The sequence below is a fragment of the Bdellovibrio bacteriovorus genome (genome assembly GCF_001592735.1).
GTDB lineage: Bacteria > Bdellovibrionota > Bdellovibrionia > Bdellovibrionales > Bdellovibrionaceae > Bdellovibrio > Bdellovibrio bacteriovorus_D.
Map to the genome: position 1 here is coordinate 953482 of NZ_LUKE01000001.1, position 14701 is coordinate 968182.

At 44.6% G+C, this 14701-nt stretch carries 16 protein-coding genes; 12 read left to right on the plus strand and 4 right to left on the minus strand.

Features of this window, described 5'->3' with window-relative positions:
• Nucleotides 1-135: 135 nt before the first annotated feature.
• Complete coding sequence (locus AZI86_RS04590; RefSeq protein ID WP_061833903.1) at nucleotides 136-1422, minus strand: DEAD/DEAH box helicase; 1287 nt, start codon at nucleotides 1420-1422, stop codon at nucleotides 136-138.
• An 85-nt stretch (nucleotides 1423-1507) separates the two neighbouring features.
• On the opposite strand from AZI86_RS04590, the gene AZI86_RS04595 reads away from it, so the two are divergent.
• The 6 genes from AZI86_RS04595 to AZI86_RS04620 all read left to right on the plus strand — a co-directional run bounded on the left by AZI86_RS04595 (nucleotide 1508) and on the right by AZI86_RS04620 (nucleotide 7200).
• Nucleotides 1508-3472 carry a M13 family metallopeptidase gene (locus AZI86_RS04595; RefSeq protein ID WP_061833904.1) on the plus strand — a complete coding sequence of 655 codons (1965 nt, stop codon included), beginning with the start codon at nucleotides 1508-1510 and terminating at the stop codon, nucleotides 3470-3472.
• Nucleotides 3473-3539: 67 nt separating this feature from the next.
• Nucleotides 3540-3905, plus strand: a complete 366-nt coding sequence (locus tag AZI86_RS04600) for a rhodanese-like domain-containing protein (RefSeq protein WP_253715732.1) — start codon at nucleotides 3540-3542, stop codon at nucleotides 3903-3905.
• A 10-nt stretch (nucleotides 3906-3915) separates the two neighbouring features.
• Complete coding sequence (locus tag AZI86_RS04605; protein WP_061835059.1) at nucleotides 3916-5286, plus strand: HAD-IG family 5'-nucleotidase; 1371 nt, start codon at nucleotides 3916-3918, stop codon at nucleotides 5284-5286.
• Between the two features lie 239 nt (nucleotides 5287-5525).
• On the plus strand, nucleotides 5526-5837 hold the full coding sequence (locus AZI86_RS04610; RefSeq protein ID WP_061833905.1) for a PadR family transcriptional regulator: 312 nt from the start codon (nucleotides 5526-5528) through the stop codon (nucleotides 5835-5837).
• 1 nt (nucleotide 5838) lies between these two features.
• Nucleotides 5839-6411 carry a DUF1700 domain-containing protein gene (locus AZI86_RS04615; protein ID WP_061833906.1) on the plus strand — a complete coding sequence of 191 codons (573 nt, stop codon included), beginning with the start codon at nucleotides 5839-5841 and terminating at the stop codon, nucleotides 6409-6411.
• Between the two features lie 9 nt (nucleotides 6412-6420).
• Nucleotides 6421-7200 (plus strand): DUF4097 family beta strand repeat-containing protein, encoded by a 780-nt coding sequence (locus AZI86_RS04620; protein ID WP_061833907.1) that lies wholly within the window; start codon nucleotides 6421-6423, stop codon nucleotides 7198-7200.
• A 97-nt stretch (nucleotides 7201-7297) separates the two neighbouring features.
• Here AZI86_RS04620 and AZI86_RS04625 read toward each other — a convergent pair whose 3' ends face one another.
• The gene (locus AZI86_RS04625) at nucleotides 7298-8008 is read right to left on the minus strand and encodes an SDR family NAD(P)-dependent oxidoreductase (protein ID WP_061833908.1); all 711 of its coding nucleotides are present in this window, start codon (nucleotides 8006-8008) and stop codon (nucleotides 7298-7300) included.
• Nucleotides 8009-8359: 351 nt separating this feature from the next.
• Between AZI86_RS04625 and AZI86_RS04630 the strand changes: the two genes are divergently transcribed.
• Nucleotides 8360-8920, plus strand: a complete 561-nt coding sequence (locus tag AZI86_RS04630; RefSeq protein WP_061833909.1) for a pentapeptide repeat-containing protein — start codon at nucleotides 8360-8362, stop codon at nucleotides 8918-8920.
• Between the two features lie 3 nt (nucleotides 8921-8923).
• Here the strand turns inward: AZI86_RS04630 and AZI86_RS04635 are convergent, their stop codons facing one another.
• Entirely contained in the window at nucleotides 8924-9448 is a 525-nt protein-coding gene (locus AZI86_RS04635; protein WP_061833910.1) for a hypothetical protein, read from the minus strand.
• An 8-nt stretch (nucleotides 9449-9456) separates the two neighbouring features.
• Entirely contained in the window at nucleotides 9457-10191 is a 735-nt protein-coding gene (locus tag AZI86_RS04640; protein WP_061833911.1) for a hypothetical protein, read from the minus strand.
• A 174-nt stretch (nucleotides 10192-10365) separates the two neighbouring features.
• Between AZI86_RS04640 and AZI86_RS04645 the strand changes: the two genes are divergently transcribed.
• The 5 genes from AZI86_RS04645 to AZI86_RS04665 are packed head-to-tail and all read left to right on the plus strand — an operon-like array spanning nucleotide 10366 to nucleotide 14691.
• Nucleotides 10366-11088 (plus strand): Rossmann-like and DUF2520 domain-containing protein, encoded by a 723-nt coding sequence (locus tag AZI86_RS04645; RefSeq protein WP_061833912.1) that lies wholly within the window; start codon nucleotides 10366-10368, stop codon nucleotides 11086-11088.
• A gap of 7 nt (nucleotides 11089-11095) precedes the next feature.
• The gene (gene panB / locus AZI86_RS04650; protein ID WP_061833913.1) at nucleotides 11096-11887 is read left to right on the plus strand and encodes a 3-methyl-2-oxobutanoate hydroxymethyltransferase; all 792 of its coding nucleotides are present in this window, start codon (nucleotides 11096-11098) and stop codon (nucleotides 11885-11887) included.
• Nucleotides 11884-12639, plus strand: coding sequence for a pantoate--beta-alanine ligase (gene panC / locus AZI86_RS04655; protein WP_061833914.1), 756 nt, complete (start codon nucleotides 11884-11886; stop codon nucleotides 12637-12639). The genes panB and panC overlap by 4 nt, the downstream gene beginning before the upstream one ends.
• On the plus strand, nucleotides 12626-13924 hold the full coding sequence (gene coaBC / locus AZI86_RS04660) for a bifunctional phosphopantothenoylcysteine decarboxylase/phosphopantothenate--cysteine ligase CoaBC (protein ID WP_061833915.1): 1299 nt from the start codon (nucleotides 12626-12628) through the stop codon (nucleotides 13922-13924). The genes panC and coaBC overlap by 14 nt, the downstream gene beginning before the upstream one ends.
• The gene (locus AZI86_RS04665; protein ID WP_061833916.1) at nucleotides 13921-14691 is read left to right on the plus strand and encodes a type III pantothenate kinase; all 771 of its coding nucleotides are present in this window, start codon (nucleotides 13921-13923) and stop codon (nucleotides 14689-14691) included. The genes coaBC and AZI86_RS04665 overlap by 4 nt, the downstream gene beginning before the upstream one ends.
• The last annotated feature ends 10 nt before the right edge of the window (nucleotides 14692-14701 follow it).

Here is a 14701-nt window from a genome sequence, read left to right on the forward strand (position 1 = left end):
GATAAAGACGTTACCAAAAGAGTGACCGAAATCTTCACTTGTTAAACCTCAAAGAAAATAGATTTGCTCTACGTATCTTGACAGTGTTTTAACGATTTCTGGTTAAAATTCGAGATTTCTTTAAACTTCTGCGACCTAAGAAGGGCGGATATCTAGACCTTCGTAGAATCGCAAAACTTTCGGGTCCACGATGATCGAGCGTGGATTCCATCCAATAAGATGTAAACCTTCGGACGAGCGCAAACGACTTAATGCTACATAGGCGTGTCCCGGTTCCCACAACGCGCTTAAGTCACACCACAAGTCATCCAAAGTTGCTCCCTGACTTTTATGAATGGTGGTGGCATAGGCCAACGTTAGCGGAAATTGCAACACCGAGGCCATGACATTTCCCTCGGCGTCTTGAATAGCGAACGAAGTTTTATCAACCTCTACTTCGCGGCCATTGGTTTTTTTCACGGTGATTTTATCAACCGTAATGTCCGTGATCACTCCCCGAGTTCCATTCACCCATCTGCGTTGTGGATCATTTTGCAAAAACATCACTCGACAGCCAAGCTTCAGCGTCAGCTTCACCGGTACAGGCGCGGACTTCATCAACATATCGATATGCTTTTCAGAACCAAAATAAATAGAATCAATCACCACTTCATCATCATCAATCTCTGCTAATTTTTTTTGATTGAAATTATCGGCATTCAACTTTCGTGGAAAAAGGCGCGTGCCGGGGTGATCTTCATCATGAGTTTGCACGTGATCATTTAAGAACTCACGCACGGGCTCAGTGACCTTTCCACTGCGCACATCGCTTAAAATATCTAAAAATAAATTTTCGGACACTCGTTGATTGTGGGATAGCATAACATTTTGAAAACCGCTTTGCTCCCACACGCTATTTAAGAACGACCAATCTCTAGGCCCGGAGTGAGTGACGGGCGGCAGCTGAGCAAAATCACCAACGACAATTATGCGCATGCCACCCCAAGGAAGTCTTGAGTCACGCGCTCTTTGTGCCAAGGCTTCGGCGATCATCAAGGCTTGCCCGGGAATCATGGAGATTTCATCAATGATCACGCCTTCAACTTTGCGAAGACGTGCCATAAGCTTATTATCTTTACTCGCTTTGGCAAATGCGGCATCAGGCCCGCCTTCCATAATTCCCAAACCAAAAAAACTATGGAATGTACGCCCACCCAATAAAACAGCCGCCGCACCCGTGCTTGCCAGAATCGGCATTTCTTTGGAATCAATTTCGCGCATGAATTGTCTGATCAAAAAACTCTTACCACTGCCCGCCCCTCCCGTAAGAAAGACGTTTTCACCAGAACGTAAAAGTTCGAGGGCTAATGATTGTTCTGTGGAAAGCTCGACATTGATCATGGATTTCCGATCATGCCAGTCCTGCATTGGCAACTCAAGCATAACGCCCTCGATCATGACCTTTAGCCGCTAGGAATTATCTATGAGGAGTATTAACATATTCCTCTAACAACAAGAGAGGGCATCCATGATTTCAGTACTTCTTGCCGCGAGCTTCGCTTTTGCTGCCAAACCGTCTTCAAAAATCCCGGAAAAGCGTGAGTTTCCGTTAAGCACCAAGGTCAATGCCTGTCAGGATTTCCATCAGTACGTCTGCTCTGAAGCGGAAGCCTCATTTAAGCTTCGTGACGATCGCAGCATGCATACTTTTTCTTTTAACGATTCCAGCGAACGCTTGCTTGAACACAAAAAAACCTTCATGCGCGAATTGCCCCTAAAAAAAGATCTTGATGTGCGTACTACGCAAGTCCGCGATTTCTATTTAGCGTGTATGAATGGGCCGGAAAAAGCCAAAAGCGAAAAGGCCGGCGTCACCCGTATCGTGAATGACGTTAAAAAAATCGATTCCGTCGAAAAACTTTTAACTTATTCCCATGAAAACATCTCTAAAGGACTCAGCGAGTTTGTGTATTTAGGCGCGACCCAAAAAATGGACGATCCCACTAAAACAAATCCATTTATTGCATCATCCTTCATGGAACTTCCCGATCATAAATATTATGAAAATGAAGCTCTTTTAAAGGACTATGAAAAAGTCTTGGTTGAATTTTTTCGCGGTATATATCCAGGCATTAAAAGGAAAGACGCCACTACTAAGGCGCAAAACCTGATTGCCCTCCAAAAAGAATTTATCAAAACCTACCCGGTGCATTCGGTTCAACGCGAACGCTGGAGCGAAAATCGTGAAACCTCGCAAAAGGATCTGATTAAAAAATATCCGACATTAAAGCTCGATCTTCTTTTTGCCAAAGTTCCTAGCGATCTCGTGGTGCAAAACGCGATTCCTGAATCTTTTGATTTCTTAGAGACTGACTTGAAAACCCGCTCGTTAGAAACCTGGAAAGACATGTACCTGCGCAACGCCGTGGGCGATATCATGGATGATGCTTATCCGGTTTATTTTAAAAAATCTTTTGATTTCGAAAAGAAGTATTTCGGCGGCCCACAAAAACGTCCGGATCGCCAAGAGCGCTGCACACAGATGGTCAGCCGTCCTTTCCGCATGGATATCGATGCGGCCTTGATCGACCAGGTCTTTCCTTCATTTGATGAAAGCAAAGTTCAAGAAGTCGGCAAGCGCATTCGTCAAAGTATCCTTGACGGACTGGAACAAAATAAATGGCTTTCACGCCAAGGTAAAAAGGAAGCCATCGCTAAAATTAAAAATGCTCGCTTACAATTAGTGAAACCTCAAAACGATCGCGAGTGGGATTTCTTGCCATTAAAAACTTATGACCCTAAAGATCATGTGAAAAATCTTGAAACCCTCTCCCAAGCACGTTGGGAAAAAACCGTGCAAGAACTTAAAGAGCCTGCCAACCAAGATGCGTGGGGCATGGGACCTCTGACAGTAAACGCATATTACAGCCCAAATGATAATAAATTCGTTTTGCCAATCGGGATCTTACAATATCCTTTTTATGATAAAGACGGATCGATCATCGAAAATCTAGGCGCGGTGGGCGCCGTCATGGGACATGAACTTGGTCACGGGATTGATGATCAAGGCTCCAAATTTGATTCCCAAGGCCGCCTACGAACTTGGATGAGTGATAAAGATCTTAAAGAATTCAGTTCACGGGGCGAAAAAATGATCGCGCAGTTTAATCATATCGGTCATGACGGAAAACTGACTCAAGGTGAAAACGTGGCGGATCTGGTGGGTCTGACATTCGCTTACCATGCGGCTTTCCCGAAAAATGAAGGTGCCGTTGAAGACAAAAAGAAATTCTTTATCGCCTACGCTCGCGTTTGGTGCGCGGTGGTTCGACCCGACTTTGCTCAGCGGTTGCTAAAAACCGACCCCCATGCGTTAGGCGTGGCGCGCATTAACGAGCAAGTAAAACAACAACCCGCGTTTGCAGAGGCCTTCCAATGCAAACCAGGCGATAAAATGACCCTCCCCGATCAAGAGCGAGTGCAGATCTGGTAAGAAGGTCTTGCTGAAAATCAGGGCAAATGCTAAGGTCAGATCCTTGGCTTTTATGCAGGAGAGACACGTGTCTACGAAGATCGTTCACTTTGATTCGAAAACTGAAAATCCTCACTTTGAAGATGTTTATGACGTCACACCGGGCGACGTACACCCGGTGAAAAATCAAGTGAAGCTTATCGACGTGCGCCAACCAGAAGAATATGTCGGAGAGTTGGGACATATCCCTGGTGCAGAGTTGATCGTCCTGAATACATTGCCCGAACACCTAGAAAAAATTCCCAAAGATCAAACTGTGGTTTTCGTCTGCCTTGCGGGCGGACGTTCTGCGAAAGCGGCAGCCTTTGCAAAAATGAATGGCTTTGAACATGTGTATAACATGCAAGGCGGCATGCAACTTTGGAATCAGCTTCAACTTCCTGTTGAAAGATAGAAAAGAAAATATGACTGGAAAAGTATTTGTTAACCGTACATTGAATCTTAAAAAAATCCGTTACATCGGCGTCGACATGGACCACACCCTGGTTCGCTATAACAGCGAAAACTTTGAACGTCTGTCGCACACCACGATGATCGATAAACTTGTTAAACGCGGATACCCTGAAACTTTGCGCAAGCTGACGTTTGATTACAACTACGCGATTCGCGGACTTGTGATCGACCGTAAGATGGGAAATCTTTTAAAACTTAATCGTTATACCGCGATTCGTGCGAGTTACCATGGCTTGAAACCTTTGGATTTCAAAAGCCATCAAAAGCTTTACAAATCGACTTACATTGATCTTAGCGATACAGATTATTTAGCTGTCGACACTTCGTTTTCTATCTCACTTGCGAACTTGATCGCCCAGATCGTCGAACTAAAAGATACGGACACGGCGAATAAGTATCCGGAATACGCGCAGATCGCCGATGACGTATTAGATGCTTTAGATGAAGCTCATCGCGATGGCTCACTTAAAGAAGTGGTGGCGAAAAACTTAGATCAATACATTATAAAAGATCCAGAATTAGTGGCGGGATTAGAAAAATTCCGTCGGCATGGGAAAAAGATTTTCGTCTTAACGAACTCTGATTTCCATTACACGAAGCTGCTTTTAGATTACGCGATTCAGCCGTTCTTAAAGGAAACTAAATCATGGCAGGATCTTTTTGAGTTCGTGATCACTTTTGCTTCTAAGCCCAAGTTCTTTTATGAAAGTCAAAAATACCTTCGCGTAAATCCCGCGGATGGAACAATGACGAATATGGAAGGAAAGCTGACTCCGGGAATTTACCAGGGTGGAAATGCAAAAAAATTCACGACAGATCTAGATTTAGCCGGTGATGATATTCTTTATATCGGGGATCATATTTACGGCGACATCTTGCGCTTAAAGAAAGATTGCAACTGGAGAACCGCGATGGTTATCGAGGAACTTGACGTTGAAATCGATCACAACAAAAAGGCCCAACCCTTGAATCAAGAAATTGAAACCTTGATGAAGAAAAAAGAGCCATTTGAAGATGAGTTGACGTTATTAATGACGGCGAAGATTGAAAAATCGGGCGCTTACAACGAGGCTCAGGTTGAGGCTTTGCAAAAAACAATTTCGGAAGTCGATGGACAGATCAGTCAGCTGATTAAAAAACAGCAGTCCATGTACAACGCCAACTGGGGTCAGCTCATGAGAGCTGGTAACGAAGAAAGCTACTTCGCTTACCAGTTGGATCGCTATGCTTGCGTCTACATGGAAAAACTCGGAGACCTCTTGGACTTATCCCCAAGAACCTATTTCCGCGCCCCAAGAAGACCCCTAGCCCACGAAATCTAAAAGGTGCCTGGCTCTTTTTTCGGACCCACCCGCGTCAAGGCCACCTTCGAGTGGCCTTTTGCTTTTCAGGCATATCAATAATATGTCGTAAATTCATATGCTTATAGATGGCGATTTTTTTTGGCGCACCAGCGCCACAAAAAAGAGCCTGGCACCTTTTGGTAGTATTTTATACATAGTACTGGACATTGCACAGTACCTAGCTTTATACAGTAGTCATTGGATTGGAGTGCACAGTTATGAATGCACAATTTAAAAAAGGGGTCCTTGAGCTGTGCGTGCTTACGATGATTAAGCGCAAGGATCACTACGGCTATGAACTGGTGGAGGAGATCTCTAAGGTTCTAGAAATTTCCGAAGGCACCCTTTATCCCATCCTTCGCCGCCTGACCGAAGAAAAGTATTTTGAAACTTACCTTCAAGAGTCCTCCGAAGGACCTCCGCGCAAATACTATCGCATCACGGAGGCTGGTAAAGAGTTTCAAAAAGATCAGCACAAACAATGGACCCAGTTTAACGAACAAATCGCAGCCTTGATTGGCGGGAAATAAAATGAACAAGTTAGAATTTTTAAAACTTCTAAAATTGGAACTTGAAACAAACGGCGTTCACAACGTTCAAGACATTCTTGCCGATTACGAAGAACATTTCGCCCACGGTCTTAACAAAGGCAAAAGCGAAGAAGAAATCAGCAAAAGCCTGGGCTCTCCCCTGACATTGGCCAAAGCCTACAAAACTGAATCGATGATTCGGGAGATTAAAAGCAGTGATAAAAGTTTTGATATCAAGCTAGCTCTGCACGTAGTTTTACGCTTGTTAGTATTAGCTCCTTTTAATTTCATAGTCCTGTTTATTCCCGGAATTATTATCCTCAGCTTTTTAGCAACGGGCTGGGGTGTCAGCATCGCCTTTGGCGGTGTCAGCCTGGGGATTTTAGGATTCTTACCCCAAGCCGCATCCCTCCCGTTAAACGCTTGGGGTTGGGTGGCCGCGATCTCAATGAGCCTGAGCTTTCTTGGAATGGCCATCATGGGATTAATGGGCATGTTCCTGATTTCAAAATATATCTTATTAAGTTTGATCAGTTACCTGCAATGGAACATCAAGTTCGTCTTAGAAAAATAGGAGCCGCATATGAAATCTAAAAATCTTTTTGCCAAAATTTTTATCGTCACGACTTTTCTAACATTTAGCTTTTTAGCCTTGGCGTCGTACTCAAGCAAAAAAGCTGTGGCCGCAGACCCCGAGCTTATGAATCGCTTGCAAAGCAAATACAATGTTCGCATCACTGGTTTTGGGGTTTCCCCCTCCCGTACCAAGATCAGAGAGAACATGAGTTTTTCCGGACCGTTTCAAACAGTCACGATCAAAACCGTTTCTGGTGAAGTACGCCTGATAACCTCTGACAATGATGCTCTGTCTTTTGAAGTCGAAGGAGCGCCGCCGGCAGACGCAACACCCGAAGAAGGTCTAGCCAAAGTTAGCACCGATGAAGGAAGAATCACCATCGGCGAAGGCCTTGACGTGAAAGACTTTAAGATTCTTATTCATGTTCCCAAAAACATCGAAAGCTTAAATGTCGAATCGATCAGCGGGAATTTTTCGATGAAAAATCTGAAGGCCAAGGACTTTGGCTTCACCACCATCTCGGGAGAGATCACCGCAGAAAATGTAAACTTTGAAAACACCAAAGGCAAAACCGTGAGTGGTGACATCGAAATCCAGAACCTGCAAGACGGTCCGATGAAGATAGAAAGCATTTCTGGTGACATTGAACTGAAATTACCGGCAAATCAAAAAGCCGAATTCAAGCTCCACACCATGAGTGGTAAAATTAAAAACACTCGTGGATCCACTGCAGGCGCAACCGCGATAACGGCCAAGACAGCCAGCGGCGATATCGAAGTCGAATAAGCTGTTGCTCTTTTTTTAGTCCCCAGGGGGCGATGAACCCCGCATCCTTTCGTTGAGGCCGTCTTCTCCCCAGAAGGCGGCCTTTTTATTTATAACGCTACCAAGGAATCTTTTCGCCATCGCGAGTGAAGGTTCCGTTGGGCCCGCCTTTAGGTAAGGTCGCCGCCCAAATAATTCCTTTAATCCCTTGTTCAACCGAACGATCCGCATGCGGGCCTCCCATATCGGTGCGCACCCAGCCCGGTGAAATCGCGTTCACGCAGATATCCGCATCACCTACCTCCGACGCAAAAAGATTCGTCACCATGTTTAAAGCCGTCTTAGAAAGGCGATAGGCCGCCGATGCGGTTTGAGATTCCGACAACTGCGCCATGCCGCTAGAAACGTTGACGATACGTCCGTAACCTTCTTGTTTCATCATCGGAAAGATCTTTTGAGTCAGTAAGAAAGGCCCAATGGTATTGGTATTAAAGGTCTTTTGAATGGTGGAAGCTTTAGTTTTAAAAACCGATGCATTTCCACCGTCATCGCTATCAATCAAGATGCCCGCATTATTAATCAGTACATCGACAAAACCATATTCTTTTTTGATAGTTTCAACAAAATCATTAATACTTTTTTCTTGCGAGACATCCAGCTTCATCGGAACGATGTCAGCCCCCTTCATTTTTAAGACGTTTAATTCTTTTTGCGCCTTATCCGGGCTGCGCATAGCCATGATAACTTTGAATCCCCGCTGAATCAGGGCTTCACTAGTTGCTAGTCCTAAACCACGATTGGCTCCGGTAACGATGGCGATCTTTTTCATAACTCTCCTTACTTCCAAACTTACTCTTCGCAAACTAGCAGGGTCCCGTAGAAATGAAAGTCTAGACGGATCCGCGTCAAAATCAAAAAAACTGCAGATAGTAACTCCGTTCTAAAATGCTTTTAAACATACAGAATCGCCGCTCGCTTCGAATCTTTTTTTGCTCACACCGGACCGCACACTCCCCCTCATTATTATTTGAATCTCGCCCTGTTAAAAGCCCCATAAAATTATTCAGTAAAAAAGTCTTTCGCCCTTTTCCCAAGGACCCAACCTTACGAAAAGCTCTTAGTTTGCATGCACGAAAGATCATGTTACGAGTTCTTAAGGCCTTTAATAAAGGAGCAAAAGATGGAATACACGACCGTGACCGAACAAGACTGGACGCGCCTACGCACAGAGCAAGGTGAAGAATTTAGCAATTATCACTTTGAAGAAATAAATTTCACCGAAGAAAATCTTAAAGGTGTTCTTTTCATTGACTGCAAGTTTTCAAACTGTAGCCTGGCCAACACTTCTTTGCAGAATGTCGTCCTACGTGGCGTCATATTTGAAAACTGCAATTTAATGGGAATTAATTGGACGGATCTACGTAAAGGTGGCGATTTCAACCTTTATGGCTGTAAGCTGGATTATGGATGTTTTCAGGCTCTCGATTTGCGGGGCAAAATTTTTGAAAATTGCTCCATTAAAGAAGCCGACTTCTCCCAATCAAATCTTTCGAAAGCTAATTTCTCTGGCTCTAATCTGTCCGGAACTTCATTTAACAATGTGAACATCGAGAAAAGTGATTTTAGAAACTGCCATCACTATTTTATTGATCCCCGCCTGGCAAAGATGAAAGAGGCGAAGTTTTCTTTTCCCGAGGCCCTCGTTCTTTTGCAGGCCCTCGGGATTGAAGTAGAAATGTAGATTTTAACGAGTCAAACGGCTGGTGGTGTTGATTTTTCTATCAATCACGCATTTAGATGAAACCACTCTCCAACGTTCGATGGGAAAGCGATAAACGGACTCCACAAAACCCCAGCGAGTCCAATCGACTTGGCGGTGGTAACCCGTGCCAACGCGCTCTCTTTCAGAACGGATTTCGCGGTGAAACACCAACAACGGAAAATTCATTTTTAAGGAACCATCAAAATCCAAAGTCATTTGAGCTTCTTCATCAAATAAACAGCCGTAATATCCATCAATACTGCGCAAGCGACCTTGAATCACCTCGCCAATTTGAACGTCACGGTCTTGAGGGATTTGGAATTCAAAGAAATAATCTGAAGGGGCTCCGTTGTGGTAATAGCTGCGAGTGTGCACCGTGATGGCACCATTGAATTCGATCAATTCAACGTACTTGCCATCATTTCCGTACCAAGCACCTTCAAGCTGACTGTAAGCAAACGCCGATGATGTCATCAATAAAGATAAAACTAAAAATAAAGCTTTCACTGATCCCCCTATTTCGAACCCGCATTGCGATTAAATAATATCAAATAGTCATTAGCCGACAGCTTTTCAACCAGGCCCGAGTACTTATTGTCTTCAAATTTTTTATCGTAAGTTTTTTTTGCGACTTTTCGAATCATGCAACCCAAAGGTCCCGTATGGCCCGGGTCCTTGCCCTCTTCTAAGACGCAAGCAGGTTCAAAAATTTCAGCCTGTTGAAGGGTGACCGGAAACTTTACGATCGAAAGACTTAAGATTGGAATCTCGAATTCTTTTTGCAAGCGATCGACCGGATTACCGGCAATAAGTTGAGAAGAATAAATATGCGGAACCAAGACCGCCACGCGCAAACCTTGCTGCATGGCTTTTTTTACTCCCTCAACGAATCTGGGCATATCATCGCGAATATTAAATCGTAAGTTGGATTCAAAAAGTTCGACATAAGGAAGCATCGGTTCTACCGCGATGATTTCATATTTAGATCCAACTTCTTGATTGGCCTGCATAAAACCACGCCACACTTCCATATCTTCAACTTGGTTGGGTGTGACACCTAATAAAACAATCGGGGCTCTTTTTACTTCGGACTGCAAAGCCGTGAAGATCTGTTTTCCCAAATCTTCCGGAGTTTCATACTGCGCAAACGGAACGATATTTTTTGTCGTCGGTTGCGGATTTACCAAAGTGGTCAACCAAACACCGACACCAATAACGAGGGCAACACCCACCCAATACAAGTACTTCATGGGGCGTATACTTCCCTCAAGTCATGCCTTAAGTCCAGTGTCATCGTTGCCATTTTCACCCTAGAGCAGTTGCTCGATTCGGGGTGTCATTTCGCTTTGTCTTCTGAGAAAATCGTGTTAGGTTGCGAGCATTACAGAGGACTTTATCCAGAAATGGAAAGGTACCCAAAGAATATGACAGCGACGAGTACAACTGCTCCTTTTTCTTATCTTATTATCGGTTCTGGCCGCGTCGCCCGACACCTCGGCCACTATTTGCATTTAGAAAATCTAAACTTCGAATCCTGGGACAGATCCCAAGATCCTCATGCTTTGGCCCGGAAGGTTGCCAAAGCCACTCACGTCTTACTTGCGATTTCCGACAGCGCTTTAGAGGGCTTTTACCGTCAGCGCTTGGCCGGTCATGAGGTTACGGTCATTCATTTTTCAGGTGCTTTGCATTTCGACGATATGATCTCCGCCCATCCGCTCATGACATTTGGACCCGAGCTTTATGATCTGGAATTCTATCGGAAGATCCACTTTATCCTGACCGGAGCCAGCTCATTGCAAGAAATCCTCCCCGGTTTAAAGAATCCATTTTCGATTTTGCCGGCAGAAAAAAAATCTCTGTATCACGCTTACTGTGTGGCCGGCGGTAACTTCGTGAGCCTTCTTATGGGGGAGATGTTAAAGGGTCTTTCCGATCTTAATATCCCGCCACAAGCCGGGGCTACCTATTTAGAAAAAGTTTTTACCAATACGATGAACAATCCTCAAGGAGCCTTAACCGGCCCCTTGGTTCGCAAGGACGCAACGACCGTGCAAAAAAATCTGCACGCGCTTGAGGGTAAACCATTAAAACCGATCTATGAGGCCTTTGTGAAAACCTATTGGCCAGAGTATCCAGGAAAGTGAGCGTCTTATGAAAACCATCCTCGACTTCCAAGAAAAGAAAGACAAAAAACAAAAGATCTCGATGATCACTTGTTATGACTATTCTTTTGCGCGCATCGTAGCCGCCAGTGATATTGATTGCATTTTAGTCGGCGATTCATTGGCCAATACCATGCATGGTTTTAAAACAACGCTCAATGCCTCTGTGAATATGATGGCCCTGCACACGGCCGCCGTTGTTCGCGGTGCCGGTGATAAATTTGTTATCGGTGATATGCCCTTTATGTCAAACCGTAAAGGTTTAACGGCCAATATGACCGCGGTTGAAAGAATCATGAAGGCCGGTGCTTCGGCGGTAAAGTTAGAGGGCGCCCTTGGCAATCTTTCGTTGGTCCGTCATATTGTTGATTCCGGCGTGCCCGTGATGGCTCACTTAGGATTAACCCCTCAGTCAGTAAATCAGCTAGGGGGATTTAAAGTTCAAGGGCGAGATGAAAAAGCCCGTCGCCTGATCAAAGAACATGCTTTGCAATTGCAAGATGCCGGAGCTTTCGCGATCGTATTAGAGTGCGTGCCTTCATCGTTAGCTAAAGACATCACCGACAGCCTGCATGTACCGACAATTGGTATCGGCGGGGGGCCTGATTGCGACGGACAAGTGTTGGTTCTGCAAGACATGCTCGGAATGAATAATGACTTTAAACCGAAGTTTTTAAAAAGATACTTCGAGGGTTTCGATGCCATTAAAGGGGCCTTTAACACTTATCATGAAGAAGTCACATCTGGCGCCTTCCCCACGGAGAAAGAGAGTTATTCATGATTCCTGTACTTGAAACTCCTTTCGCAATGAAAGAATGGCGAAGCCACGTAAAAGGCTCTGTGGGATTTGTGCCCACCATGGGCGCTTTGCATGCGGGTCATGAAGAGCTTTTAAAACGCGCGCGTGAAGAAAATGATCATGTCGTACTTTCTATCTTTGTGAACCCCACCCAGTTTAACGATGCCAATGACTTAGCAAAATATCCAAAGACGTGGGATCAAGATTTAGCGATAGCCAACAATAACGGTGTGAGCGCGATTTTTTATCCTAAATACGCCGACATGTACCCGGATAATTATCGCTATAAAATGACCGAGCATGAATATTCGATGCTTTTGGATGGCGCTCACCGCCCGGGTCATTTTGACGGGGTTTTGTCTGTCGTGATGAAACTATTTAATATTGTTTCCCCATCGCGCGCTTATTTTGGCGAAAAAGACTTTCAGCAAATGACCCTAGTGAAAGGCATGGTTGAAAGCTATTTTATGAATCTAGAAGTCGTTCCGGTTCCGACCGTGCGTGAAGTCGATGGCTTAGCCATGAGTTCCCGCAACACTCGACTGACACCAGAGCACCGCCAAAAAGCCCCTGCGATTTACAAAGCCATCACGCAAAGTACTTCCGCGGAACAAGCCGCAAAGACTTTGACCGACCAAGGCTTTGATGTTGATTACGTCACGGATATCGGCAACCGCCGTTATGTGGCGGCGAAATTAGGAGAGGTTAGGTTGATCGACAATGTCAAAATCTAAAGTCCTTTTCATTATGACGGGATCTATCGCGTGCTATAAGGCATGTCATGTGATCTCGCGTTTAGTTCAAGCTGGTTGTGAAGTGCAAGTTGTGGCTTCACCTGCGGCTTTGCAATTTGTGGGAAATGCCACCTTAGAAGGCTTAAGCGGACGCCCTGTTGTCAGTGATATGTATGAACGCGGCAACGTCATGGATCATATTCATTTGATGCGTTGGCCAGATTTAATTTTGGTGGCACCCGGCACAGCAAGCTTTATTAATAAAGCCGCTCAAGGTGTGGGGGATGATTTAATTCAAACCATGTTCTTAGCCCATGACTTCACCCGCCCCTTTTTAGTGGCGCCCGCCATGAACAAAAGCATGTACACCCATCCGGTAACACAAAAATCTTTAGCGTCTTTGCGAGAAATGGGCATCGAGATCTTAGATTCAGCTTCAGGGATTCTTGCTTGTGGAGAAGAGGGCTGGGGACGACTTTTAGAACCCGATTTAATTTTAAAAGCTGTCCTTGATACATTAAAAACTCCCAAAGCCACGCAGGATGCAAAACCCGCCGCGATCACCGCAAATCCTTCAAAAGTGAAGGTCCTAGTCACCGCCGGTGGTACGATGGAGCCTATCGACACAGTTCGCGCTATTACCAATTTTAGTTCTGGTAAAACAGGTGTGGTCATAGCTGAAAGTCTTAGCCATATGGGTTTTGACGTGACCTTGTTGCAATCTCACTCTTCCACGGTGAAGGCTGATGTGCCAAGAAAAGATAAATTCACGACGTTTAAGTCTTTAGACGAAAAAATGAAAAAATATCTTTCTGAAGAAGACTTCACCCACGTTATTCATGCGGCGGCGGTCAGCGATTATTCGCTGGAAAGTGTGGAAGTAAATGGCCAAACCGTGAAACCTCTGGAAATAAAAAAAATCAGCTCCGACGCCCCAGAGATGAACTTGCACCTTAAAAAGAATCACAAAATCGTCGACGAGCTAAAAAACTATTCCCGCAATAAGGATTTAAAAGTCATTGCCTTTAAATTGACAAGCCATGCTTCACCAGAGGCAAGACTGGCCGCCGTGGAAAAGTTATTTAAAAATTCGCATGCCGATTTTGTAGTCCATAACGATTTACAAGATATCGATATTGTGGCTAGAACCCATCGCTTTACATTGTATTCTGAAAACAAGGCCGAACCTTGCGACAGTTTAGAACAATTAACAGCGAACTTGATTCACGCGATCAGTCTATACGCCGGCCAAGCCGAAGTACTTATACCAAAGGATACTGTATGATTTTGTGCTTAGATGTGGGAAACACCCAAATTTACGCCGGACTTTTTGATAAAGACAAAATGCTGATGTCTTTCCGTAAGAACTCTAAAAGCGGAGCTTCTTCGGATGAAACTGGCATTTTTCTGCGCAGTGCGATTCGTGAAAATGGTTTTGATCCGACAAAGGTTCGACAAATCGCCATCTGCAGTGTGGTGCCTGAAGTGATTTATTCGCTTCGTGGTGCATGCATGAAGTATTTCAATATCAACCCGTTCATTCTGCAAGCGGGCGTAAAAACCGGTTTAAAAGTAAAATATCGCAATCCTTTGGAAGTCGGCGCCGACCGCATTGCAAATTCAATTGCGGCAACTCATCTTTATCCAGGAAAGAACTTAATCTTAGTCGATCTGGGAACTGCGACAACATTCTGCGCGGTTTCAAAAGATAAAGATTATTTAGGTGGTTCGATCGTCGCGGGTCTAAGACTTGCCATGGAGGCGTTGGAAAGTAAAACCGCCAAACTTCCTTCCGTCGAAATCGTGGCCATGCACGAGGCTTTAGGAAAAGCGACCATTGAAAGCATCCAATCTGGACTGTATTACAGCCATTTAGGAACGATTAAAGAATTAAGCGAAAGACTCACAAAAGAGTGTTTTCAAGATGAGAAGCCTTTGGTTATCGGAACGGGGGGCTTTGCTTATTTATTTGAAAAAGAAAAAATATTCGACGAGATCGTGCCAGACCTGGTTCTCAAGGGCATGTTGATCGCGCTACAATATAATACCTAAGGAAACTGTG

Coding starts and splice junctions, on each gene's coding strand:
- AZI86_RS04640 (WP_061833911.1), bottom strand. CDS start 10,191: ATGAAGTACTTGTATTGGGTGGGTGTTGCCCTCGTTATTGGTGTCGGT.
- AZI86_RS04615 (WP_061833906.1), top strand. CDS start 5,839: ATGAACAAGTTAGAATTTTTAAAACTTCTAAAATTGGAACTTGAAACA.
- coaBC (WP_061833915.1), top strand. CDS start 12,626: ATGTCAAAATCTAAAGTCCTTTTCATTATGACGGGATCTATCGCGTGC.
- AZI86_RS04610 (WP_061833905.1), top strand. CDS start 5,526: ATGAATGCACAATTTAAAAAAGGGGTCCTTGAGCTGTGCGTGCTTACG.
- AZI86_RS04595 (WP_061833904.1), top strand. CDS start 1,508: ATGATTTCAGTACTTCTTGCCGCGAGCTTCGCTTTTGCTGCCAAACCG.
- AZI86_RS04590 (WP_061833903.1), bottom strand. CDS start 1,422: ATGCTTGAGTTGCCAATGCAGGACTGGCATGATCGGAAATCCATGATC.
- AZI86_RS04665 (WP_061833916.1), top strand. CDS start 13,921: ATGATTTTGTGCTTAGATGTGGGAAACACCCAAATTTACGCCGGACTT.
- panB (WP_061833913.1), top strand. CDS start 11,096: ATGAAAACCATCCTCGACTTCCAAGAAAAGAAAGACAAAAAACAAAAG.
- AZI86_RS04620 (WP_061833907.1), top strand. CDS start 6,421: ATGAAATCTAAAAATCTTTTTGCCAAAATTTTTATCGTCACGACTTTT.
- AZI86_RS04605 (WP_061835059.1), top strand. CDS start 3,916: ATGACTGGAAAAGTATTTGTTAACCGTACATTGAATCTTAAAAAAATC.
- AZI86_RS04625 (WP_061833908.1), bottom strand. CDS start 8,008: ATGAAAAAGATCGCCATCGTTACCGGAGCCAATCGTGGTTTAGGACTA.
- AZI86_RS04630 (WP_061833909.1), top strand. CDS start 8,360: ATGGAATACACGACCGTGACCGAACAAGACTGGACGCGCCTACGCACA.
- panC (WP_061833914.1), top strand. CDS start 11,884: ATGATTCCTGTACTTGAAACTCCTTTCGCAATGAAAGAATGGCGAAGC.
- AZI86_RS04645 (WP_061833912.1), top strand. CDS start 10,366: ATGACAGCGACGAGTACAACTGCTCCTTTTTCTTATCTTATTATCGGT.